The 23,061-nt window shown below is 60.3% G+C and carries 18 protein-coding genes; 10 read left to right on the top strand and 8 right to left on the bottom strand.

Features of this window, described 5'->3' with window-relative positions; genetic code table 11:
• Positions 1-157 precede the first annotated feature (157 nt).
• Positions 158-2,275 (bottom strand): TonB-dependent siderophore receptor, encoded by a 2,118-nt coding sequence (locus NRB16_RS18205; RefSeq protein WP_257106658.1) that lies wholly within the window; start codon positions 2,273-2,275, stop codon positions 158-160.
• A 598-nt stretch (positions 2,276-2,873) separates the two neighbouring features.
• On the opposite strand from NRB16_RS18205, the gene NRB16_RS18200 reads away from it, so the two are divergent.
• The 6 genes from NRB16_RS18200 (at position 2,874) to NRB16_RS18175 (ending at position 12,569) form a co-directional block, all read left to right on the top strand.
• The gene (locus tag NRB16_RS18200; RefSeq protein WP_052483510.1) at positions 2,874-4,205 is read left to right on the top strand and encodes a DUF4214 domain-containing protein; all 1,332 of its coding nucleotides are present in this window, start codon (positions 2,874-2,876) and stop codon (positions 4,203-4,205) included.
• Positions 4,206-4,786: 581 nt separating this feature from the next.
• Positions 4,787-7,330, top strand: a complete 2,544-nt coding sequence (locus NRB16_RS18195) for a TonB-dependent siderophore receptor (RefSeq protein ID WP_257106622.1) — start codon at positions 4,787-4,789, stop codon at positions 7,328-7,330.
• 112 nt (positions 7,331-7,442) lie between these two features.
• On the top strand, positions 7,443-9,086 hold the full coding sequence (locus tag NRB16_RS18190; RefSeq protein WP_257106621.1) for an ABC transporter substrate-binding protein: 1,644 nt from the start codon (positions 7,443-7,445) through the stop codon (positions 9,084-9,086).
• A complete protein-coding gene (locus tag NRB16_RS18185) occupies positions 9,083-10,033 on the top strand; it encodes an ABC transporter permease (protein WP_045492132.1) in 951 nt (316 codons plus the stop codon). Before NRB16_RS18190 ends, NRB16_RS18185 begins: the two co-directional genes overlap by 4 nt.
• A gap of 2 nt (positions 10,034-10,035) precedes the next feature.
• The gene (locus NRB16_RS18180) at positions 10,036-10,935 is read left to right on the top strand and encodes an ABC transporter permease (protein WP_257106620.1); all 900 of its coding nucleotides are present in this window, start codon (positions 10,036-10,038) and stop codon (positions 10,933-10,935) included.
• The gene (locus NRB16_RS18175; protein WP_257106619.1) at positions 10,932-12,569 is read left to right on the top strand and encodes an ABC transporter ATP-binding protein; all 1,638 of its coding nucleotides are present in this window, start codon (positions 10,932-10,934) and stop codon (positions 12,567-12,569) included. The genes NRB16_RS18180 and NRB16_RS18175 overlap by 4 nt, the downstream gene beginning before the upstream one ends.
• Positions 12,570-12,772: 203 nt before the next feature.
• Here the strand turns inward: NRB16_RS18175 and NRB16_RS18170 are convergent, their stop codons facing one another.
• The gene (locus NRB16_RS18170) at positions 12,773-13,999 is read right to left on the bottom strand and encodes an MFS transporter (protein WP_045492137.1); all 1,227 of its coding nucleotides are present in this window, start codon (positions 13,997-13,999) and stop codon (positions 12,773-12,775) included.
• 81 nt (positions 14,000-14,080) lie between these two features.
• On the opposite strand from NRB16_RS18170, the gene NRB16_RS18165 reads away from it, so the two are divergent.
• Entirely contained in the window at positions 14,081-14,386 is a 306-nt protein-coding gene (locus tag NRB16_RS18165) for a hypothetical protein (RefSeq protein WP_257106618.1), read from the top strand.
• A 136-nt stretch (positions 14,387-14,522) separates the two neighbouring features.
• Positions 14,523-14,966: an aegerolysin family protein gene (locus NRB16_RS18160; RefSeq protein ID WP_257106617.1), complete on the top strand. Its 444-nt coding sequence runs from the start codon at positions 14,523-14,525 to the stop codon at positions 14,964-14,966.
• 651 nt (positions 14,967-15,617) lie between these two features.
• Here NRB16_RS18160 and NRB16_RS18155 read toward each other — a convergent pair.
• Together NRB16_RS18155 and NRB16_RS18150 are read right to left on the bottom strand one after the other, a co-directional pair.
• Positions 15,618-16,961 (bottom strand): bifunctional diguanylate cyclase/phosphodiesterase, encoded by a 1,344-nt coding sequence (locus tag NRB16_RS18155; RefSeq protein WP_257106616.1) that lies wholly within the window; start codon positions 16,959-16,961, stop codon positions 15,618-15,620.
• A 573-nt stretch (positions 16,962-17,534) separates the two neighbouring features.
• Positions 17,535-18,098, bottom strand: a complete 564-nt coding sequence (locus NRB16_RS18150) for an NADAR family protein (protein ID WP_257106615.1) — start codon at positions 18,096-18,098, stop codon at positions 17,535-17,537.
• Positions 18,099-18,371: 273 nt separating this feature from the next.
• Here NRB16_RS18150 and NRB16_RS18145 point away from each other — a divergent pair, with 273 nt between their 5' ends.
• Entirely contained in the window at positions 18,372-18,644 is a 273-nt protein-coding gene (locus tag NRB16_RS18145) for a hypothetical protein (protein ID WP_257106614.1), read from the top strand.
• Between the two features lie 185 nt (positions 18,645-18,829).
• Here NRB16_RS18145 and NRB16_RS18140 read toward each other — a convergent pair whose 3' ends face one another.
• Together NRB16_RS18140 and NRB16_RS18135 are read right to left on the bottom strand one after the other, a co-directional pair.
• Positions 18,830-20,203 carry a transposase gene (locus NRB16_RS18140; protein ID WP_257106613.1) on the bottom strand — a complete coding sequence of 458 codons (1,374 nt, stop codon included), beginning with the start codon at positions 20,201-20,203 and terminating at the stop codon, positions 18,830-18,832.
• Between the two features lie 240 nt (positions 20,204-20,443).
• Positions 20,444-20,713: a DUF6124 family protein gene (locus NRB16_RS18135; protein WP_231906505.1), complete on the bottom strand. Its 270-nt coding sequence runs from the start codon at positions 20,711-20,713 to the stop codon at positions 20,444-20,446.
• 502 nt (positions 20,714-21,215) lie between these two features.
• Here NRB16_RS18135 and NRB16_RS18130 point away from each other — a divergent pair.
• Positions 21,216-22,394 (top strand): MFS transporter, encoded by a 1,179-nt coding sequence (locus NRB16_RS18130; protein WP_045492157.1) that lies wholly within the window; start codon positions 21,216-21,218, stop codon positions 22,392-22,394.
• A gap of 279 nt (positions 22,395-22,673) precedes the next feature.
• On the opposite strand, the gene NRB16_RS18125 is transcribed toward NRB16_RS18130, so the two are convergent.
• Positions 22,674-22,835: a hypothetical protein gene (locus tag NRB16_RS18125; RefSeq protein ID WP_257106612.1), complete on the bottom strand. Its 162-nt coding sequence runs from the start codon at positions 22,833-22,835 to the stop codon at positions 22,674-22,676.
• Positions 22,836-22,851: 16 nt separating this feature from the next.
• The coding region (locus NRB16_RS18120) for a transposase (RefSeq protein WP_257106611.1) at positions 22,852-23,061 on the bottom strand (210 nt) is incomplete at its 5' end.

Here is a 23,061-nt window from a genome sequence, read left to right as displayed (position 1 = left end):
ACCGGACAATAGTGCCGCGCAGAACACCTGCGGCTGTCAGTTGAACATCAATTTTCGCTTTTGCTCCGCAGCTGATGCCCTGAACGCGGTTTGGGACCTTCAAAAAAATACCCCGAACCAGTCGGGGTATTTTTATCGTGCAAGGTTCAAGCTGAAATCACAGCGTCCATTTCAGCGAGAACATCAGGTTGCGCGGGTCGCCATAGGTGCCGCTGCCCGAACCGGTAGGGATACCCTGCCAGTATTTCTCGTCGGTGACGTTGTTCAGGTTGACCCGGCCATCCCAGTGCTCGTTGAAGCGGTAGCCGGCCATCAGGCCCAGTACCGCGTAGGCGTCCTGAGTGGCGTAGCCGCTGCCGACCACGTTGAAGGTCTCGCTCTGGGCGAACACATCAGCACCCACGCGCCACTTGCTCAGGTTGCCCGGCAGGTTGTACGAGGTAGCCACCTTGAACAGGTGCTTGGGCTGGTTCGGCGCGAACAGCCGGCCTTCGTTACGCTGGTTGGCGTCCTTGATGTACTGGCTCAGGACATAGGTGTACGACGCCGAGAACTGCCAGTCAGCGGTCAGCGCACCGGTCAGTTCAGCGTCGATACCACGGCTGCGCACTTCGCCTGCGGCTTCGTAGCAGGTGCGGTTCTGTGCACGACAGGCATCAGGCTGCGAGGTCAGCGCGTAGGCACGGTTTTCCTGGGTCATGTCGAACAGCGCCAGGGACGCGTTCAGGCCGCCGTTGAAATACTCGCCCTTGAGGCCGATTTCATAGCTTTCGCCAGTCATCGGATCCAGCACGGTACCCGATACATTCTGCTCGCTCTGCGGCTTGAAGATCTGCGTGTAGCTGGCGTACACCGAGTAGGTGTCGTTGAGGTCGTAGATCACCCCGGCGTACGGAGTGACTTCCTGGGTGACCTTGTAGCTGTCGCCACTGACCCGGTCCTCGTAGTCGTACCAGCTCAGGCGGCTGCCGATGATCACGTGCAGCGGGTCGATCGGGTTCAGCCGCGCGGCGGCGTAAACGCTCTTCTCGATGCTGGTGTTGCGCCCGGCATAGGGGTTGCGGTCGCTGGACGACGGCTTGGCGATCACGCTGTGGTTGAAGTTGTAAGGATCGATGGGCGTGGCCTGCCCCCACCAGCCGCCAGCCTGGTCGAACTTTTCTTCACGACGGCTGGCACCGAACACCAGCTCGTGCTCACGACCGGCCAACTGGAACGGCCCGGACAGCGTGGCGTCAAGGTTGGTCTGGTCATCGGTGTTGAAATACTGCCCCGAGTATTGCTCCAGGGTCGGGCCGTTGTAGCTCAGGTAGCTGGAGAACGTATCGGCCTCGGCCCAGATCTTCTGCGCCGCCAGCTTGCCGGTCCAGCCGTTGTTGAAGCGGTGGGTAATGTCGGAGAACAGCGTGTAGTTGTCCTTGTCCCAGTACGACCAGTCGTTGCTCAGGAAGGTCGAACGTGACAGGTGCAGGTCTTCACCGTTCGGGCCGCTGGGCAGGCTGCCCCAGTCGGAGGTGTTGTCATCGCGCTGCTTGGAAGCGCCAATGGTCCAGGTGGTGGCGTCGCTCAGATCGGCTTCGATGATGCCGTAGAAGGTCTGGCGCTGGCTTTCACGCACATCCTGGAAGCTTTTCTTGTCCTCGTAAGCGGTCACTACCCGCCCACGCAGGGTGCCGGATTCGTTGAGCTTATTAGAGGCATCGACCTCAAGACGGTAACGGTCCCAGCTACCGGCGCTGGTGGTCACGCTGACCTGCGGGGTATCGGTCGGGCGCTTGCGCACCAGGTTCAGGGTCGCCGCCGGGCTGCCGGCACCGGTCATCAGGCCGGTGGCGCCACGTACCACTTCAATGCGGTCGTACATCGCCAGGTCAGCCGCCGAGATGGTGTCCTGAGTGAAGCTGCCCACGGTGGTCGGCAGGCCGTCGTACATCAGGTTGTCGATCTTGAAGCCGCGCGACAGGTATTCCAGACGGTCCGAGCCGTACTTGCGAAAGGTAATGCCAGGGGCGTACTTGACCAGATCATTGAGGTCGTTCATGCCCTGGTCTTCCATGCGCTGACGGGTAATGACGCTGACCGACTGCGGGGTTTCACGGATCGACAGCGGCAGCTTGGTCGCCGTGCTCATGGAACCTGTGGTGTAAGAGCGGGTGCCTTCCGTGGTGGCCGCATCAGTGGTGCCTTGTTCGGCATTGATATTCACGTTGTCCAGAGTCACCGTGCCGTCGGCTGCAGGAGCCGCCAGTAGCGAAGCGGACAGGCTCAGCGTCATGACACCGGCCAGTGTGGGGAAGGCAAGACGAAACATCGAAGGATTCCTGGGCTGGAGAGGAAAATCATTGCGCGCACTTCTGAGGTCGGGCAGCCGAAGCTGCCGACACAGTCAGAAACAGCAGGTCGCGAAAATTAACACAAATTAACAAAGCTAATAATAATGATTTGTAATTCCAGGCGTACATTTTTGATGCAAATGGATGAACCTTGGCGAGCTAGAGCGCTCAAAGCGTAGTTATGCTCAAGCAAACGCAACGTTTATGCTCGCCTCTCTGCCAACCATTGAAATATCTTGTTTCAAAAAACCTTTCGTCAGCGCGGTGCCGAGTCAGTCAAGTGATTGATGTGCCGATCGGCGCTCAGGTTGCCGGGGCGCCGGACCACAGCGGTAAAACCGGCCCATCTGCTGCGGCTATAGCGCAGCATTCGTCGGCTGAGCCGACTCCCACCGGACCGCGGTGCCCTTGACCAATCATCAATACCAAGAGCAAAGGGCGTATTGCCTTGGAACAAGCAGAGGCACCACACTGCCAATGTCTTTGTGGCGATACACGCCTTAACCTAACAGCCATAGCGCCATCACGAAGTGAGTACCCATGGCCACAGAAGTCAGCCCAGCCCGTTACCCCTACTCCACCGCCGTTTTCATCAAGGCCACGTTTGCCAGTGGCGACGTCTACATTGGCAGCGGTTCGGTGGTTGGACGCAACGACATACTCACCGCCACGCACGTGGTCTACGACCCGGACCTGGGTGGCTATGCCACGCGCCTGGAGTTCTACGTGGGGGCTGACTACAACTTCCGGACCGGCCGGTTCGACAGTACGCCGCTGGTCTCGCTCACTGACGCAGACTGGCAGGTCCTGGCTTACCCCAATCAGGTGTTCCAGAACAGCAACAACAACACCCTGACCCAGGCCGAGTCGCAATACGATGTGGCGTTGATCGGCCTTGATGTAGCAGTGGGTGACCAGGTGGGCTACATGGGCCTGGCATCGGGCTACAACCAGTCGATCTGGGCCAATTCGTTCGGCTATCCTGGCGGCAGCACCGGGCTGATGTACGGCTCTGCCTATATTCACCACGACGCACGTTATTCGACCTACACCGCCTACGCCTATGAGGGCAGCGATATCCTCGACAGGGGCAGCTCTGGCGGCCCGCTGTATGTCACTGACAGCACTGGCTCATATGTAATCGGAGTCAAGAGCTCAGGCAGCTCGACCGTGGATGTGTGGGCAGATATCGGCCTGGTGTACGACGATCTGATCGGTTTCATTGCCAGCAATGACGCCATGCTCGCAACCACCACTGCCGCCGTGCAGACCGGCACTACCGGCAACGACGTCTTTTTCGCCAGCCCGGCGGCCGATCATTTTCAAGGTTTGGATGGGCTGGACAGCGTTAGCTATAACGGGCTGCGCAGCAGCTACGAAGTGTCGCGCAACGACACCCTGACCAACGTGACCCGTCTCGCCGCCACCGAAGACCGGGACACGCTGACCGGTATCGAACGGTTGAAGTTTCAGGATGGGACTCTGGCACTGGACACCGGAGCCGGGCAAACCGCAGGCAGTGCTTACCGCCTGTATCAGGCTGCACTCGACCGCACACCAGACACAGGCGGCCTGCGCTACTGGGTTACGTCGATCGACAACGGAGAAAGCCTGTTGTCGGTGGCCAACGGTTTCATGGCCAGCGAAGAGTTCCGCACCCTCTACGGCGCCAGCCAGACTCAAAGCGAACTGCTCACAGCCTTCTATCGCAACGTACTCAACCGCGAGCCGGACGCCGGTGGGTTCAACTACTGGATCAACGAACTGAACAGCGGGCTGAGCATTCAAGGGATGCTGGTGTCGTTCTCGGAAAGCAGTGAAAACATCGCCAATCTGGCCGGCAACATGAGCCAGGGCATCTGGCTCGGGTGACCTCGATACTGTTCGTTTAGGCATTAAAAACCTCTGTAGGAGGCCGCTCTGCTGGCGAATACAGGGGTACATCCACATCGGACACGTTGCAAAACCATTTCCAGCACCTCGAAAAGCACAGCCTTTTAACCCGGCCGGCAGATCGGTGCGCGGTGCTTTTTTCAGAGCATCGCGCAGGCTCCTGTGCGCGTCTTGCAAGCCAGGTTTAAGCGGGCCCAGCCGCATCTGACGCTCTGCGCTTCGCTTTATTCAGCAAGCCCGCTGGACGGCGGCCGTCCGCACGCCCCAATAAATCAAATATTTGCATAATGTTAACCGGTAACATTCTATTTATTTAACATTAGCTTATTCCTAAAAAGAATTTTCCACGCTTTTTTTATAAATATACGATTCAACCCATAGCCACTTAATGACCTAACCGGGCGGCCCCCGGACAGTTGCACGACCCGAGCGACCTCACCACCACCGCATCGCTCCAGACCATCGACACGCATCGCGCCGCTAAATGGCAATGCGCAATAGCCAACAGGGTACGCCGTCGCCAACCGGCCAAGCCCCCGCTGTCATCTGGAACTGCATACATGACTCCATCGTTTTCACGCCACGCCCGCCACGTCTTGCGTACCGCCCCGGCCCGCGCCGGCCTGGCTCTCTCGAGCCTGACCCTGGCCTGCCTGCTGGCCCCACAGACCCAGGCCGCAAACAGCGAAGACGCACGCCTCGATACCGTGACCGTGATTTCCACCGGCGTACGCGGCGCGCAGCGCACCGTGGCCGACAGCCCGACACCGATCGACATCATCAACAGTGAGCAACTGCTCAAGACCGGCCGTGCCGAGCTGTCGGAGGCGATTTCCAAACTGCTGCCGTCGTTCAACTTCGGCGCCAACACCTCGGGCTTTCAGTCCACCACCCGGCCGCTGACCAATCGCGGCCTCGGCCCGGCCTACACCCTGGTGCTGGTCAACGGCAAACGCCGACATAACGGCGCCATGCCCTCGGGCGGCAATATCGACACCAGCGGCGCCAATGCGGTGGATATCGACCTGATCCCGATCAGCGCCGTCGAGCGCATCGAGGTCCTTAAAGACAGCGCCGCTGCGCAATACGGCTCTGACGCGGTGGCCGGGGTGATCAACGTGATCCTCAAGTCGGGCGCCAGCGGCGGGCATCTGGAAGCCAGCTACGGCCAGTTGGGCAGCGGTCAGGGCGAAAACATCAAGTTCGCTGGCAATAAAGGCTTCGCCTTGGGTGATGGCGGCTTTGTGCAAATCTCCGCCGATGCACGCAAACGCGATCAGGCATTTCTGTATGACAAGGCCGATGCCAACTACCGTGGCTATGCACCGGGTGACGCACGGCAAGACAGCTGGGACCACCGTGCGCTGAAAAACGGCGACCCGGACCTGGAAGCCTTCAACCTCGGTTACAACGCCGAACTGCCACTGAGCGATAGCACCAAGCTGTATTCCTACGCCACTTACGGCGAGCGCGACGCGATCATCTACAACAACAAGCGCCTGGCCTACAGCACCGCCTCGATCCCTGAGCTGTTCCCGGACGGTTACGACCCTCTTAACAACATCAAAGACACCGACTATCAATTGCTGATCGGCGGCAAGGGCGAGCTGGGCGCCTGGAACTGGGACCTGTCGAGCACCTATGGGCGCAACAAGAACGAGCACTCCAGCGACCTGACTATCAACCCGACCTATGGCCCGGCCTCGCGGACGTCGTTCGGTAACCTGGCAACCTTGCAGTTCGACCAGTGGGTCAACAACCTGGACGTCACCCGCCATTTTGAAAGCCTGCCGCTACTGCCCTTCCCGGTACAGGTCTCGGCCGGTCTTGAGCATCGCTGGGAACGCTTCCAGACCTTCGCCGGCAGCGCCGATGCCTACTCGGTGGGCAACTACCGCTACCCGCAAACCCTGGCCAACGGCGCGCGCAACCCGCTGTATGACCTGAGCGTGGCGAGCGGCCTGAACGGCGGGCCGAGTCGGGGTGCGCAGGCGGCGCTGGTGATCCGCCCGGAAGACGAAGCCGACCTGGACCGCAACAACTTTGCCGGCTATCTGGACTTCGGCCTCAACTCCAGCGAGCGCTGGTACATCGGCGTGGCCGGGCGGGTCGAGCACTACGACGATATCAAGAAGAACACCTTCGCCCTCAAGCTCAACTCGCGCTATGAACTGACCGACACCCTGGCGGTGCGCGGCACCGTGGGCACCGGTTTCCGCGCCCCGTCACTGACCCAGTTGGGCTACTCGGTGGCCGACAACCGCACCGGGGTAAACGCCGATGGCGTGGTGGTGCCGGCGCTGCGTTACACCGCCACACCGGGCAGCGCCCTGGCCAAGGCATTCGGCGCCAGCGAGCTGGACCCGGAAAAGTCACGCAACATCGGCCTGGGCCTGACCTGGCAACCGGCGCGGCGCACCAGCGTGACCCTGGACGCCTATGTGGTGGACATCGACGACCGTATCGTGCTGTCGCAGGACATCTATGACCGCGGCAACGGCCTGATCAACAACACTCTGCGCTCGCTGGGTGTGGCCGAAGGGTCGTGGGTGACCTACTACACCAATGCCTTCGACACCCGCACCCGCGGCCTGGACCTGGTGCTCGACCACCTGACCCCGCTGGGCGGCTTTGGCGATGTGCGCTGGAGCGCGGCGTTCAACTGGAACAAGACCACCGTAGAAGGCCGCCGCGATTCGCCGGCAGACCTGACCGCCTCGGGCATTTCGGTGGTTGGCCATGCCGCCGAGGGCAATCTGGTGGCCGCCTCACCGAAAACCAAATGGGTGTTGGGCGCCAACTGGAGCATCGACAAATGGGTGGTCAGCCTACAGACGACCCGCTACGGCAAGGTCGAGACCTGGGCCCAGAACGCCAGCGCCGACCGCAGCTTCGAAGCCAAGTGGATCACCGATCTGGATATCGCCTACTCGGTCACCGACAACCTCACCGCGAGCATCGGCGGCACCAACATCTTCAACGAATACCCCGACCGCAACGGCGTGGTCGCCCTGCCCTCCAACGGTGGCCAAGGCATCTATGGCAACCCGCCGTTCAGCCCCAATGGCGGGTTCTGGTACACCAAATTGGCTTATGACTTCTGATCTATCCATGTGATTCGCGGCTGAAGCCGCTCCTACGGCGGTAAACCGTAGGAGCGGCTTCAGCCGCGAAGCAGACCGCCTTAGCAGACAGTATTGATACAAGGACACCACCATGACCCAAGCTGTTTTCCCCGGCCGCCTGCTGGCCTCTGTCGCGCTGACTCTGGCGCTGACCGGTTGCTCGCCATCCGGCGACCAAGCCGCCAGCAAGACCCTGAACATCGCCTTCTGGGGTGACAACACCACCCTGGTCAGCGTCGACCCCTTCCAGGTCTATTGGCTGGAGCACCGGGTACTGCTGCGCAACGTCGCTGAATCGCTCACTGACCAGGACCCGGACACCGGCAAGATCATCCCCTGGCTGGCGAAAAGCTGGGTGGTCAGCGACGACGCTCTGACCTACACCTTCAAGCTGCGTGACGACGTGACCTTCAGTAACGGCGAGCGCTTCGATGCCCATGCCGTGAAGACTGCTTTCGACAGCAACAAGGCGTTCGCCACCGAGTTGCCGGCGACCTTCGGCGCCACCTACCTGGCCGGTTATGACCATGCTGAAGTGGTCGATGACTTTACCCTCAAGCTGGTGCTGTCCAAGCCCAACGCCGGCTTCCTGCAAGCCACCTCCACCACCAACCTGGCGATCCTCGCCCCGGCCTCGTACAAGCTGACCGCCAAGGAGCGCTCGCTGGGCAAGATCATCGGCACCGGCCCGTTCACCCTGGAACACTACACCCCGGAAAGCGGCGCAAAGCTGGTCAAGCGCAAGGGCTACCACTGGGCCTCGGCCAACGTGAAAAATCAGGGTGAAGCACACCTCGACACCGTCGAGATCAGCTACATCCCGGAAGAAAGCGTACGCAACGGGCTGTTTTTACAAGGCAAGGCCGACATCCTCTGGCCGCGCAACCCGTTCTCGGAAGTCGACCTGAAGCTGTTCCAGTCCAAGGGCGCGACCATCCAGAGCCGTTCACTGCCCGGCCCGGCACTCAACCTGTTCCCCAACACCCGTGGCGAGCGCCTGCTCAGCGACAAGCAAGTGCGCCTGGCCCTGCAAAAAGCCATCGACCGCAAGACCTACGCCAGCGCCGTATACAACGCCGAGTTCCCGGTGGTGACCGGGATCTTCGACGTCACCACCCCGTACTTCAAGAGCCAGGCCGCCAAGCTGGCCTACGACCCGGCCGGCGCCGAGCAGTTGCTCGACAGCGCCGGCTGGGCCAAAGGCACCGACGGTTATCGCTACAAGGACGGCAAACGCCTGAGCCTGAGCTACAACATCAGCCCGGCAGAAACCGCCGGCGACGTGCTGATTCAAGACCAACTGCGCAAAGTCGGCGTGGACCTGAAACTCAGTGTCGTGACCCGCGCCGAGTGGGTTGCCAACAACGCCTCGGGCAACTACGACCTGAGCATCAACTACATGACCCGCGCCGACCCGATCATCCTGCAGACGATTCTTGACCCCCGCGCCGCCAACAGTGCGGCACTGGCCACCAACATCTACGAGCCGCAAACCCTGGAAAAAGCCAAGGCCCTGTTCGACGCCGGCATCACTGCCACCCAGAGCGAGCAACGCGCCGCCGCCTATGGCGAACTGCAAGACCTGCTGGTCGACGAAGGCTCGGCGTTCCCGGTGTACGAGCGGGTCTGGCAGGCCGCCACCGCCGCCAAAGTGAAGAATTTCCGCTGGACCGCTGAGGGCTTCGCCCTGCTCAGCGACATCGAACTGGCAGGCAACCAAGAGGCGAACAAATGAACCGCTACCTGATCGGCCGCGTGGGCCAGGCCCTGCTGGTGTTGTGGGGGGCTTACACCATCACCTACTTCATCCTCTACATGCTGCCCGGCGACACCTTGTCGATCATGCTCAGCGCCTCGGGCCTGGAGGCCGATGCGCTGAGCCCCGAAGACCTTGCCAAAGCCCGGGCCTATTACGGCCTGGACAAAGGCATCTTCGAGCAATATTTCGACCTGCTGTGGCGGGCCATTCAAGGTGACTTCGGCCAGTCACTGTCGCTGAACCGCCCGGTCAACGAACTGCTCGCCGAGCGCCTGCCGCAAACCCTCGCCCTCGCGGGCCTGGCCATCGTGCTGTCGCTGATCGGCGGCATCGGCCTGGCTTACCTGGCGTCCTATATTCGCTGGCAACCGCTGAAAGTCGCCCTGGCACGCCTGCCGTCGCTGGGCTTTTCGGTGCCAGTGTTCTGGATGGGCCTGCTGCTAATCCAGGTCTTTGCGTTCAGCCTGGGCTGGTTTCCGGCCACTGGCAGCAAGGGCTTTGAAAGCCTGATCCTGCCGGCCGTCACCCTGGCGATTCCCAGTGCAGCGGTATACGCCCAAGTGCTGCAACGCGGCTTTCAAGGCGTGTGGCAGGAACCCTACATCGCCACCGCCTACGCCAAAGGCTTGAGCCGTGGCCAGGTGCAACTGCGCCACGGCTTCAAGAACGCCGCGCTGCCGATCCTCACCCTGATCGGCCTGCAGGTCGGCAACACCGTGTCTGGCGCGGTACTGGTCGAAACCATCTTTACCCGCAACGGCGTTGGCCGTCTGGCACAGGAAGCGGTGCTACGTCAGGACATCCCGGTGGTACTGGGGATCGTCGCCGCCTCGGCAGCGGCTTTTGTGCTGATCAACCTGCTGGTCGACCTGCTCTACCCCTACCTTGACCCACGCATCACTCACCAACCGAAGGTGTCCTGACCATGAGCACCGATAGCCGCCTATTACGCGATAACTCGATCAGCACTGCCGCGCCGCTCTGGCGCCGCCGCAGCCGCCTGCAACGCCTGGGCACGGCGCTGTTGCCGTTGCTGCGCAAACCCGGCTTCAGCCTGGCGCTGCTGATCGTCGGCTTCGCCCTGCTCGCCGCGCTGGCGCCGCACCTGCTGACCAGCTTCGACCCCTACGCCACCGCCCCCAGCGTCAAGCTCACCGCGCCAAACCTGACCCACTGGTTCGGCACCGACGAGCTGGGCCGCGACCTGTATACCCGGCTGGTGTATGGCTCCAGCCTGTCGATCCAGGCTGCGCTGCTGGCGGTGGGCATTGCCCTGGTCGGCGGCCTGGGGCTGGGCGTGCTGGCGGGTTTTGCCGGCGGCCGGATCGACGCGCTGATCATGCGCTTTGTCGATGTGCTGCTGGCCCTGCCCGGCCTGCTGCTGGCGCTGGCCATCGTCACCGCGATCGGCTTTGGCACCGTACCGGTGGCGATTGCCGTGGGGGTCGGGATCATCCCAGGCTTTGCCCGTACCACACGGGCCGAAGTCCTAAGGGTCAAGACCCTGCCTTACGTTGAAGCCGCACGCCTGGGCGGCGCCAGTTGGGGACGGACCCTGGTGCGGCACATCCTGCCCAACGCCTGGGGCCCGGTGGCGGTGCTCGCCACGCTGGACTTCGGTGCGGCCATTCTCGCCACTGCCGGCTTGAGTTTTCTCGGCTTTGGCGCCGCGCCACCGGCTGCCGAGTGGGGCACGCTGATCGCCAACGGCCGACACTTTCTGATCACCGCCCCGTGGGTCTCGCTGCTGCCCGGCCTGTTCGTGGTGGCCGTGGTGTTCAGCCTCAACCATATCGCCCGCACCTTCGAGGAGAACCCGCGATGAGCACGCCAACGCCTTTGATCGACGTCCAGCAACTGGCTGTGACCTACGCCTCTGCCGGGCAACTCACCCATGCGGTGCGCAACGTTTCGTTCAGCGTCAGCCAGGGCGAAACCGTGGCCATCGTCGGCGAGTCGGGCTCTGGCAAATCAACAATGGCCAACGCGATTCTCGGCCTGCTGCCAGACAACGCGAAAATCACCGGCGGCCAACTGCGGGTCGATGGCACCGACCTGGCCCACGCCAGCGAACGCCAGAAACGTCAGTTGCGTGGCCGGGTGATCGGCCTGGTGCCGCAAGACCCGATGGTCAGCCTCAACCCGACCCTGCGCATCGGCCAGCAGATCGGCGAAGCGCTGATCCTCGCCCATGGTCGCCGCTACCCGAGCGTCGATGCCGACATCATCGAACTGCTGCAACAGGTCGGCCTCGACAACCCGCAACTGCGCGCCCGCCAGTACCCCCATGAGCTGTCCGGCGGCATGCGTCAGCGCGTGTTGATCGCCATCGCCCTGGCCGGCAACCCGCGGCTGATCATTGCCGATGAGCCGACCAGCGCGCTGGACGTGACCGTGCAGCGCAAGATCCTCGACCACCTGCAACAACTGGTCAGCGAACGCGGCATCTCGTTGCTGATCATCACCCACGATCTGGGCGTGGCCAGCGACCGCGCCGACCGCCTGCTGGTGATGAAACAGGGCGAACTGGTCGAACAGGGCGCGCCGCAAACCATCCTCGCCCAGCCACAACACGACTACACCCGCGCCCTGCTCGCAGCAGCCCCGGCGTTCAACCAGCGCCGCCCGCTGTCGCAGCGGCCTGTTGCGCCTGACGACAAAGCGCCAATCCTTAGCCTGCGCAATGTAGGCAAAGTCTTCGACCTGCCGAAAATCAAAGGCCAGGACGCGCAGTTCACTGCCCTGCAAGGCTTGACCCTTAATGTCTACCCCGGCCAGACCCTGGCCATCGTTGGCGAATCCGGCTCGGGCAAAAGCACCGCGCTGCGGATCGCTCTGGGCCTTGAAAAGCCCAGCAGCGGCCGGGTGCTGTTTGAGCAACAGGACGTCACCGACCTGAACTGGCGCGACTTCCGCCCGCTGCGCAAGCGCATGCAACTGGTCCAGCAAAACCCCTTCGCCGCCCTCGACCCCCGCTTCACCATCTTCGACAGCATCGTCGAACCGCTGGTGTCGTTCGGCCTGCTAAAAGGCGCGGCACTGGAGCAGGCAGCACGCGAGTTGATCAGCCGCGTGCACTTGCCGGTCAGCTACCTCGACCGGTTGCCTCGTGAGTTGTCAGGCGGGCAACGCCAACGGGTGGCCATCGCCCGCGCGCTGGCCTTGCAGCCGGACCTGTTGCTGCTGGACGAGCCGGTCAGTGCGCTGGATGTATCAGTGCAGGCGCAGATCCTCGACCTGCTCGAAGAGCTGCAACGCGAACTGGGCATCGCCTACGTGCTGGTGTCCCACGACCTGGCGGTGGTCGCCAATGTCGCGCACCAGGTGCTGGTGCTCAAGCAAGGGCAAGTGGTCGAATATGGCAGCGTGGACACGGTGTTTGGCGAGCCGCAGGCGCAGTACACACGGGAATTGATTGGCGCGATACCGGGGCGCAAGGCCGAGCGGGCGGCGGCTTGAATGGCCGGCTGACCGGGGCGCCGGCCGGCCACTCCTACTGAACATCGGTCAACCACATAATTGGCGCGCGGCGCGGAACCGGTGGGTTGGCTTGCCGACGAATAGACCAGTACATTCTCAGCAGATCCTGTGATCTATATTGGCCTCTTCACTAGCAGATCCCTCCCACCGGGTGCGCGGTAATTATCCGAGCATTGCTGTTCCTAGCCTGGCTGCGCCGCCAGGCTGTTACTGACGCCCCGGCCCAACACCAGCACCGTCACAAACCCGCAGCCCACCAGCGCCGTGGCCAGGCTCAATAGCACCGAGGTGCCCAGCTGGTCGACGATCTGCCCGCCGAAGAACGAACCCAAGGCAATGATCACCTGGAACATCGCCACGAACAGTGGCATGCCGCGCTCGACATCCTTGGGTGCGACGATAAACATCCAGATGCTGGAACAGGCCGGGAAGGCACCGAACGCGAAGCCCCAGAGGGCGATGAGCATCACTGCGCCGGTCATGCCGGTGGCAAAGTACGGGAACAACGCGGTGCTGATGCCGATCATCAACGCGACCAGCATCAGGGTATGGCGCACACTGCGGTTGGCGGCAAAGCCTGCAAAGATGTTGCCCGCGACCCCGGCGATGCCATAGAGCAGCAGCAATGAGCCAATGGTCGGCCCGTCGAAGCCGGAGCTTTGTTTGAAGAAAGGCGCGACATAGGTGTACGCCGCAAAGTGCGCCAGGCCAATCAGCAATACCGCAATCAAGCCCACCCGCGCCTGCGGGTTGATGAACAGCGCCGGCAGGTCACTGACCCGGATCGCCTTGTCTGGCGCCAGCCGTGGCAGCAGGAAGATCTGCGCCAATAGCACCGGCACGCCCACCAGCGCGGTCACCAGAAAAGTCATGCGCCAGCCCATCAGGCCGCTCAGCCAGGTGCCAACGGGTACGCCCAACACCGTGGCGAGGGTCACACCGACCATGATGATCGAGGTCGCTTGCGCCACCCCGACCCCTTTAGGTGCCAGGCGGCCACTGAGGGCAATGGCGGTCGCCCAGAAGCCGCCGATACTGATACCCAGCAGCACGCGGCCGAACAGCAGCAGGTTGAAGTCGGCGGCGTAGGCCACCACCGCGTTGGCGATGATCATCAGCAGCGTCAGGCTGATCAGCAAATAGCGCCGATCCAGCGCACCAATGCCCACCGACAGCAACGGCGCGGCCAGCGCGGCCATGATGCCGGGCAAGGTCACCATCAGCCCGGCGTGGCCGGCGCTGATACCGAGGTCGCTGGCGACATCGTTGAGCACGCCGACCGGGAGAAACTCGCTGGTCACCAGCGCGAAGGCGCCAACGGCGACCGAGAGAATCGCCAGCCACTGCTGGACGACGCTCTGTTGATTGTGTTCGGGAATGTTATGAGGGGCCTGACTGGCACTTGGCATGGGGCTGGGTTCCATGGGTAAGGTCGCCTGAAGCAGGCGTAGAAAGCGGAGGGAAATGGCAGGCGATTATAGGAGCCGACTGTGAAAGGCAGACAGGCGAGCGTTTCGATAGTAATCATCAGCGGGATCGATGAACGTTCGCCCACTGCCTTGAAGCCGAGCGGCAGATATACAACCGACCACAGTACATTCAGCCCAGAGCGACGCCACAAGCTGATTGCGCAGTTGCGCCAACAGATCCCGGTGCTTTGGCTTGGCGAGCCGGTTTTTAACACTGCGTGGGCAATCGCAGCTCATAAGTCTGGTGACATGAAAAAACTCACATTTATCTCTCAATTCCGGTTTGACAACAATCAATCCGTGTACCACCCTGTCTTTGCCGAGTAATGGCACATGCACACCATTCGACTGATTGGATAAAACCGTGCAGTGCAGACACTTTCTCGGCAGCTGTCGAAAGTGGCAGACTTTATAAAGCCTGATTACCACGCTATCAACTCATTGAAAATTTCAGGGATACGAAATGGCATATGCACAATGGGGTACATTTGTAATTCAAGCCTTAAACTACAACGTCACGATTAAAAATGTCGCCCATTCATGGGGTAAGTTCTACGACTCGAAACAGATCGGTGTCGCAGGCGGCAACAAGGATAACGAATACGAGCCGAGCGCCATCGAAGGGAAAGTCATCGAAAAAGGCCAGGCATTCGCCATCAACGCCTGCGGACGATCAGATGCTTCCTCCGGAACAGAAGGTTCCTTCGAACTCTACGATGGTGACACCTACGTCGGCACCTACACCTGGGATTGCCCGTGGGGCAGCAAAACAAACACATCGACCTGGACTCCGGCAGGCTCCCAGCCGCCGGCCAACAGTTACATTACCCAACAAAGCGGAGCGAATCTGGATAGCGGCGCACTTGGCACCGTGACAATTCAGACAGCAAAAATTTCCGCGTTTTAAATAACGTCTCTTTCGTTAAATTGTAGACGTTGAGATAACCGTGTCGCCATCGATGTGTTCGGTGGCGACACTGAATGATCAAACGGCATTTAATTTGCGTGATTGCTCGATTGGTTATCTGTGCGGGCAAGGATGGTTGCAGCCTTATGGGATGCCGGTCTTTCAACGGACTTATCCTGCTTAGTGTAAAAATTCCTTGTAGGGCAATACTCATTGCCCACCCTCTTGTACTCCAAGCCACCCGCATTCGACCCAATATCAAGTTTATATTGCTGTTGTTCTACCATGCGCACGAACTGCTCGTGGCGAATGCGGCCTCGCGAGTTTCAGCATTTAAACAACACCTCAAAACACTTCGACGGTGGTTGTGCGGAAAAGCCGAACACCTGACAGAGAGTCGGTGCTCGCCCCCGTGAAGGTCAACGTGAATCAGCGGCGCCGCTCCCGGTGATGACAGCTCGCTGATTCCCGGCCGCAACGTGTGGCTGGCGGGAAAGCTTTGAGCGATTTTGATCACTGCTGGCGCCGATTGCTGATCTGGAAAACGCCGAGCGGTTCGTTGCCGGTCAGCGTTGAAAAGAGTTCGCCAGCGACCGCGGCCCCTGCTGTGAATGGCAGGGGCCGCTGTCGAGAATCAAGACACCCATGCGACTAAGGCTGAGCCAGCGTCGGTGCATGCGCTTCCAGAAACTCATCCGCCGCAATCGGCCGCCCGAACAGATACCCCTGAAACACCTCGCAGCCCAGTGTTCTCAAGCATTCACTTTGCGGCCGGGTTTCGACCCCTTCAGCAATGGTTGATGCGCCAAGAATCCCCGCAATTTCGATAATTTTTCTCACCAATTCTCGCTTGCTTGGGTCCTTCTCAATGTCATGGACAAATAACTGATCAATTTTCAACTCATCCAGTGGCAGCGCTTGCAGCAATGACAGTGAAGAAAAGCCCGTGCCGAAATCGTCCAGCGACCAGCTAATGCCATCGTCGCGCAGCGCGTTCATTTTTGCAGCGATCAACCCAAGGTCGCCGGTAAACACCGACTCGGTAATTTCCAGGCACAGCCGGTTGGCTGGGACACCGACCTTGTGCAACACAGCCCTCACATCTGCAACGAACGATTTGGACGTCAGTTGCAAGGGGCTGACATTGACCGACAGCGTCCACTGATCGACACCCGGCAGCCTGGACCAGGCTTTCAAGTGCCAACAGGCCTGCTCCAGAACCATCAACCCCATTTCATGAATAAGGCCGGTTTCTTCTGCCAGGCGGATAAAGGTGGCGGGCGACTGGATGCCGTGGCCGGGCCGGTCCCAGCGCAACAGCACTTCCGCGCCGATCACGCGCCCATCGGATGACACCTGGGGTTGCAAGTAAGCACACAGCTCGCGCTGCGCAACCGCTCGGGCCAGCGCCGTGTATTGGTCGACCTTCGCGCCAAGGTCCTCACGAAAGATCGCCAGGACACCCACCGTCAGCACCATGGCAGTCAGGGTATTCAGGTCATGGCCCAGTTGACGGATAGTGGCGGGTAACAGCTCAAGGTCCTGACCAAAGCTCACCTCACTGAGTTCCAGAACAGCGAGCGCGCTAAAGCAGGCGCCTGGAAACAGCCAGCGCAGGTAAAAGCGCTCACTGCGAAACAGGAAGAACGTTGCAATGCCGATCGGCATGAAGAACAGGTGCGTAGACCTGCCGACCGCAGTTGTTGGCGCATCGGCAACGCTTGCGAACAGGGTCAGGACCAGCAGCACATGAACAACGATGCCTAACGAGACGTTTTCGGGCTTTTTCGCCAGATACAGGCACGCCAACCCTAGCGCCATAAGAGCGAACAAAACCACGGCCAACACGCCCATGCCCTGGGTTGAGTAATAGCTCCCCCACGCCAGGCCATGCAGCACACACGCACCACCACCAAAGCGCAAAAGCCGCTGGATACGCGGCCATTGAGCGGTATCTGGAAACTTTGGCTTCGCCAGCTCGCTATTTGACTTCAAGCGAATATCTTTCAAACCGGTTCCTTTTCAACTGTAATGCAATCGACGCAACACATCTTCAGCCAGGAATGGTAGTGGTAATTAGTGTCCGGAAGTAGAGCGATGCAGCGAATCGATCGGCACGGCTACTTCTTCGTGTTAGCGACATTTGCAGGGTCACTTGCGATTGCTACGTCCGCTCAGCGGCTCTTCTGAGTGGACAGCAAGTAGCGTAGCAGCAGGTATGAACATGGCGTTGGTGAGCAGCTATTCAAAAGCAGACCGGGGTCGCGCCAGAGTCAGGTAGAGGGATTGTAACGGGCGGATGTGTCCGGAAAACCTGACCCGCACAAATCCTCGCCCGATGAGTGAGGATGGCGTGTCTCGTCGCGCTCCCAGTGGGAGATTCTATGGTCCTGTGCAAGCCCGTTATTTCAGTTGTGAACGCAACATCGAATTCGTCGGCTGACCGGGGCGCCGGCCGGCCACTCCCACCGAGGTGGCGTGATGCCTGATACTTGAGCACGACGCAAACCCGGTGGGAGTCGGCTCGCCGACGAATGCGGTTGTGTTTTTCGTGACTAAGGTCAGGCACTACCTTGCGGCTGGCACACTGACCCCGTCGCGCACCTGCATCAGCGCAAAACCCAGCAGATTCAAGCCTTTCCATAGGTTTGGATTATTCGCATCCGCGTTGTCCTGTGCGAGCCCTATACCCCAGATGCTATCAACCGGGCTGGCTTCGACAATAACGCGCGAACCCGTTTGCAGAAGATATTCCATTAACTGCGAATTCTGAGAAAACTTGGCCTGGTTTGCTCGAACGACGATGTCGTATCGGTGTTGCAGCCAAACCTCATTATCAAACCCGCGCACCTTACGGCCAAGTGCTTTGGCGGCATTGGGCGTAGGCGCATTCAGCACCTGCTCGCGAATGTCCTGATCGTCGAACAGGGCCGCTTTCTCGGCCATCATGAAGTGCTCGGCCGTTGGATAATATTGGCCTTCGACCGTAAACCCGGCCTCGAACCATTGGCTGAAGCACGAAGCCGTGACGGCAGCTTTGCTGCGCTGGTGCCCCCAGAAAAACAAAAAGCTCAGGGGCTCTCCCGAGTTGAAACGGGCGCACAGTTCTTTCAGATGTTCAGAGTCGTTCAATGAGATAACCTCGCTAACTGAAGATCGAAGCTACCGCTACAGTGCTGACCAAGGCAACCACGAATCCTGGCAGGTGTTCGACTGACAAATCAGCCCAGAGCTCTCGAATTTAATCAAACAGCCACCCGGCAGACCTCTTCTGGCAGTGAACAGCTCACGGAGGACTGCCCGTCCATATTTGCGAACTTGCATCGCCCCCCCCAAACACTCGCTGGACGCCGCCCCGCTATCGCTCCAGCTTTGACGGCATGAGGCCACAATCAAGGACGACTGGTGCCCCTCGCGGTATGCCTGCTTACGCTCATTGCTCTAACCACCCTCCTGAATACCGGTAGCAGCAATGGCAGCTGCACCGACAGCACACGGTCCGATGCTGCCAAACTGCGCTATATCTCGGACAGCGGCAGTGCTGCACTCCACCTGTATGGCAGTGTGTCTTGCGAAGGCAAAACCATCGGCATGCTCAATAACCTGTTCATGGCCCACACCAAGCGGCACGCGAATATGATCGTCACGCCGCCAGCGGGCGCCAACAGCTACTACTAAGTGGCCTTCAATGACTGCTTTCGGCCGATTCTGTTGAAAAAGTCGGATTTTCAGATCACCTGAACTCAGGCACGGCCACCACCGGAGAACCTACTCACCACATTGAGTGATTTCTCGGCCCTTCGTTGACCTTTGCAGCTCTGTTATTGGGTTAGTTTGAGGTTTTTTGCTTGGTGCAGGCGCACCTATCCCGTGACTGGTGGCCCTTGAGATGAAAATTTGGCCAGCCGTCGCAGGTTCTGCACCGCAGCGGCCAGCGTGAATTCATCCGTCGTGCCACTCATGCCACGTAGCCGCAGGCGATCCAGTTTCAGGATGCGCTTGAGGTGGGCAAACAACATTTCGACCTTTTTACGTTCGTGGCGAGAGCGCTGATATTCCGGCGTCGCTGCGATGCGTCGAGCCACATCACGAGCGGCTTCATGGACGCTGCGGACGATCTTGCGAATCGAAGTGTTCGGGCAGCACTTGGCTTTCATCGGACATGTCGCGCAGTCGGTCTGTCTGGATCGGAAGATGATGGTGTTGGCTTTGGTGACGTGCGAACGCTCGTTCTTGAAGGCTCGCCATTCGCTGCGTAATACGTTGCCGGCTGGGCAGCGGTATTCCTCGGCCTCTTCATTCCAGTGGAAATCGTTACTCGAAAAGCTGTCGTTCTTGCGCTCAGTTTTGTCCCATACCGGCACATGCGGCTCGATGTCTTTTTCCTCCACCATCCAGGCCAGCATCGACGCGGTACCGTAAGCGGTGTCGCCAATAAGGCGTTCCGGCTTGATGTCGAACTGCGCTTCGACCCGATCGATCATCGTCTTGGTGCTCTCGACTTCTGCGGTTCGATGAGCCGGTGTGGGTTCCACATCCATGATCACGCCGTGCTCGGTATCGATCAGATAATTCGTGGAGTAAGCGTAGAAAGCAGGGCCGCCTGGAGCAGCCGTCCAGCGGGCCTGAGGATCCGTCAGCGACAGGCGTTTTGGTAGTGTTTCGGCCAAAGCCTCCTCATCGAGGCCTTCAAGGTACTCACGCACGGCGCGGGTGCTCAGGGCCGGATCGCTCCAGTTGACCTGTTCATCACCCGGTACGCCGCGCTGCCGGCTGGCATCCGCTTTTATGATGCTGGCGTCCACGGCAAAGCCTTCACCTTTAACCAAGCCTGCGTCCATGCAACGACGCAGCACTTCATTGAACAACCAGCGAAATAGATCGCTGTCCCGAAAACGGCCGTGTCTATTTTTGGAAAAGGTCGAGTGATTGGGGACTTCATCTTCAAGGCTTAACCGGCAGAACCAGCGATACGCGAGGTTCAAATGGGTCTCTTCGCACAGCCGCCGCTCGGATCGAATACCGTAGCAATAGCCCACGATCAGCATGCGGATCATCAACTCAGGGTCAATCGAAGGACGGCCAATTGGACTGTAAAAATCGGCGAGGTAATGGCGCAAGTCGCTCAGATCGAGACACCGATCAATGTTGCGCAGAAGGTGATTGGCTGGGATGTGATCTTCAAGGTTGAACGAGTAAAACAGCCGTTCCTGCCCACTCGATAACTGTCCCATCATGCTGCATGCTTCCCTGCTGGCCAATGCAGAGATTTTGCCGCAGGCCAGACAGGGGAGCTACTTTTTCAACAGAATCGGCCGATTGCAGCCATTTCTCATCAAGCGTTTCAAAAAATTCCTATTGGCAAACACTCCCCGCGAAACGCTCCTGCACGCCAGGATGTTGCCTAGATATCTTCATCAACCAGCAGGAGCCCGAACCACTTCGAGCCCCTGCCGCACAATCGCAACCTCTAAACCTCAGCCACCCTCACCCACTCCAACCCCCTTCGGCAAATGCTCGATCATCTGCTCAAGCATCGCCTGGGCCTGCGCCACCAGATGCACCGCAGCCATCGCCAGGTTGCGCTGTTGCCCATGCAGGCTGTCGCCACATTCATAGGCCGTTGCATAGGCGCAGGACAGCACGTCCCAGGCACTGTTGAGCTGGTCTTCGAAAGAGATCAGGGTCGGGCCAGAGTCAGGCCGGGTGGTTGATGCAGGTGGGTCGGGTACAAGCTTCATAGTCATGGCAAACCTCTTCATTGATAGAGTCCACCACCACTTCCGCGGCCAAGCAGATTGGGTGGCAACAGTACAAGGGTTGGCCGACCGGACGAGAGGGCAATCCGGCACACCCGAAGGTGTCCCTTGCACAGTTGCCATAAAACGCGAGCACGGACGACCAGCATCCGCACGACATCTCAAGCGACTGCACCCTCAATTCCATCACTGGGCGGCCAAGCCCTGCCGCATATCTGTGCGACGGGAAGCAGCCTAGTGAGCGAATCGAGCTGGCGCAAGCGGTCGGGATTCTCTCGGAAATTTCACTCAAACAAAAGGGAGGCGTCTTGCAATCAGCTTGCAGATCCGACCGAAATCGCCCTACAGATCACGACTTTTCGCACAAGTGCAGTCAACCGCCCCAACCTGCCCCTTATAGCCATCAGTCATCTACCCATTCGAAATCGGCGGTTGACCCATCCGGGCTCAATGCCTACCGTGAAGTGCCTTTTTCCTGTCTGAGCCGTCAATGATTCACCGTCCAAAACTCCCCTCTACCGTCTACCTGCTGGCCTTGACGATCTTTTCGCTGGTCACCGCCGAATTCATGATCGCCGGGATGATGCCCGCGCTGGCGCAGGCCTTCTCGGTCAGCCTTGCCCAGGTTGGCAACCTGATCGCCTTCTATGCCCTGGGCATGGCGCTGGGTGGGCCGCCGGTCACGGTGTTGCTGCTCAGCCGCGGCTTCAGCAACAAACGCGCCCTCACCGGCTTGCTCGGTGTGTATGTGGCCGCCGGTGTTCTCGCGGCCACCGCGCAAAGTTACGAAGTGCTGGTGCTGGCGCGGGTGATCATGGGCGTGTCCAGTGCGGTGTGTATTGGTTTGTGCATGACGGTCTGCGCCGAGCTGGTCGAGGTGTCGGAGCGTGGCCGGGCCGTGGCAGTGGTGCTGGCCGGGTTGATGCTTTCACCGGTCGCCGGCGTGCCAATGACCGCCTGGGTCGAGCAGCATCATGGCTGGCGCGCCAGTTCGTGGGCGGTGGTGGTGCTGGCGTTGTTGTGCACGGCGCTGGCGGCGGTGCGATTGCCGCACAGCCAACCGGGCAGCGAATCTGGCCTGGCGCAGCAGTGGGCGGCGCTGCATAACCGCAGTTTATGGGGCGCGTACATCACCAGTGGCTTGATCATCGGCGCGACCTTCGCGGCGTTCAGTTACTGCACGCCGATCCTGATCGAGGAAGTGGGTATTGCCCCTGGGCATGTGGCGCCGTTGCTGGCGCTGTACGGGGTGGCCAATTTAGTGGGCAATATGATTGTCGGGCGTCTGGCGGATCGTTACACGCTGCCAACCCTGGGCTGGGGCCTGGCCTTAATGGTGTTGGCACTGGCCGGTTTTGCGCTGGCGGGCGATCAGTTGTGGCTGAACCTGGGCTGTTTCATCCTGCTGGGGCTGACCGGTGTGGCGCTTAACCCGGCGATGGTGGCGCGGGTGATGCGCGCCGCCGAGCCGGGAGCGCTGGTCAATACGCTGCATACCTCGGTGATTACCGCCGGGTTGGCGTTTGGCAGTTGGGCGGGCGGCGTGGCGATTGATGGCGGTTACGGGCTGCGCGCACCGCTGTGGGTCGGTGCGCTGATGGCTTGCCTTGGCTTGCTGAGCCTGGTGCGACCGTTTGTGGGGTATCGGCAGGCGAAGCTGTGTTCGTGAATCACCGCGATGGTCTTTCGCGGATGAGTCGGCTCTCATCAAACAAGACCACAACCCATTGATTTGCAAGGAATACACCGTAGGAGCGGCTTCAGCCGCGAAGGCTTCCCGGCTGAAGCGGATCGCCGCCCGGCCGGTCCTACGGGGTTGCGTGTTTGTTGCGCGACAGCGCGGCGCCGAGGCGGCGGGCGATCTCCTACAAGGCTCCGTGTTTGCTGCGCGACAGCGCTGTGTCAGCGACAAAGCGGCCCATCCCACCGGTTTTGTGTCGTGCACACCTCAAACAGGCCTGTCGGTCACCCTCGCATTCCACTGTTCCCGGTAGCGTTCGCGCCAGCCAGGGCTGCCTTTGTCGAGCCACTCCAGGGTGGCTTCGATGCTGATTTCGCTGATCAGGAAGTTGTCGATATGGTCGGCGATGCGCTCTTCGCTCAGGTGCATTGACATCCTCCCCGTCCTAAAGGGCGGGGATTCCCACAACTGGACGCTCATGCCCGAGCGCGAGAATGTTCTTGGCGGCGTTGACGTCGCGGTCGTGGGTGGCACCGCACCCACAACAAGTCCATTCCCTTATTCCAAGCCCTGCGATACCTCTGGGCCTCGAGTCCGGCAATTGCTTGCAGCTCGAACAGGTTTGGGTGGTGTTTCTCTCGCTAACAACCTTGAA

It is taken from the genome of Pseudomonas sp. LJDD11, from assembly GCF_024584215.1.
GTDB lineage: Bacteria > Pseudomonadota > Gammaproteobacteria > Pseudomonadales > Pseudomonadaceae > Aquipseudomonas.
Note: the sequence above shows the minus strand (reverse complement) of the source record. Positions and strands in the feature narration are given on the sequence as shown.

Excerpts from the sequence above, each read along its gene's own strand:
- NRB16_RS18205 (WP_257106658.1), bottom strand. The coding sequence starts at position 2,275 with ATGACGCTGAGCCTGTCCGCTTCGCTACTGGCGGCTCCTGCAGCCGAC.
- NRB16_RS18200 (WP_052483510.1), top strand. The coding sequence starts at position 2,874 with ATGGCCACAGAAGTCAGCCCAGCCCGTTACCCCTACTCCACCGCCGTT.
- NRB16_RS18195 (WP_257106622.1), top strand. The coding sequence starts at position 4,787 with ATGACTCCATCGTTTTCACGCCACGCCCGCCACGTCTTGCGTACCGCC.
- NRB16_RS18190 (WP_257106621.1), top strand. The coding sequence starts at position 7,443 with ATGACCCAAGCTGTTTTCCCCGGCCGCCTGCTGGCCTCTGTCGCGCTG.
- NRB16_RS18185 (WP_045492132.1), top strand. The coding sequence starts at position 9,083 with ATGAACCGCTACCTGATCGGCCGCGTGGGCCAGGCCCTGCTGGTGTTG.
- NRB16_RS18180 (WP_257106620.1), top strand. The coding sequence starts at position 10,036 with ATGAGCACCGATAGCCGCCTATTACGCGATAACTCGATCAGCACTGCC.
- NRB16_RS18175 (WP_257106619.1), top strand. The coding sequence starts at position 10,932 with ATGAGCACGCCAACGCCTTTGATCGACGTCCAGCAACTGGCTGTGACC.
- NRB16_RS18170 (WP_045492137.1), bottom strand. The coding sequence starts at position 13,999 with ATGCCAAGTGCCAGTCAGGCCCCTCATAACATTCCCGAACACAATCAA.
- NRB16_RS18160 (WP_257106617.1), top strand. The coding sequence starts at position 14,523 with ATGGCATATGCACAATGGGGTACATTTGTAATTCAAGCCTTAAACTAC.
- NRB16_RS18140 (WP_257106613.1), bottom strand. The coding sequence starts at position 20,203 with ATGATGGGACAGTTATCGAGTGGGCAGGAACGGCTGTTTTACTCGTTC.
- NRB16_RS18135 (WP_231906505.1), bottom strand. The coding sequence starts at position 20,713 with ATGACTATGAAGCTTGTACCCGACCCACCTGCATCAACCACCCGGCCT.
- NRB16_RS18130 (WP_045492157.1), top strand. The coding sequence starts at position 21,216 with ATGATTCACCGTCCAAAACTCCCCTCTACCGTCTACCTGCTGGCCTTG.
- NRB16_RS18125 (WP_257106612.1), bottom strand. The coding sequence starts at position 22,835 with ATGCACCTGAGCGAAGAGCGCATCGCCGACCATATCGACAACTTCCTG.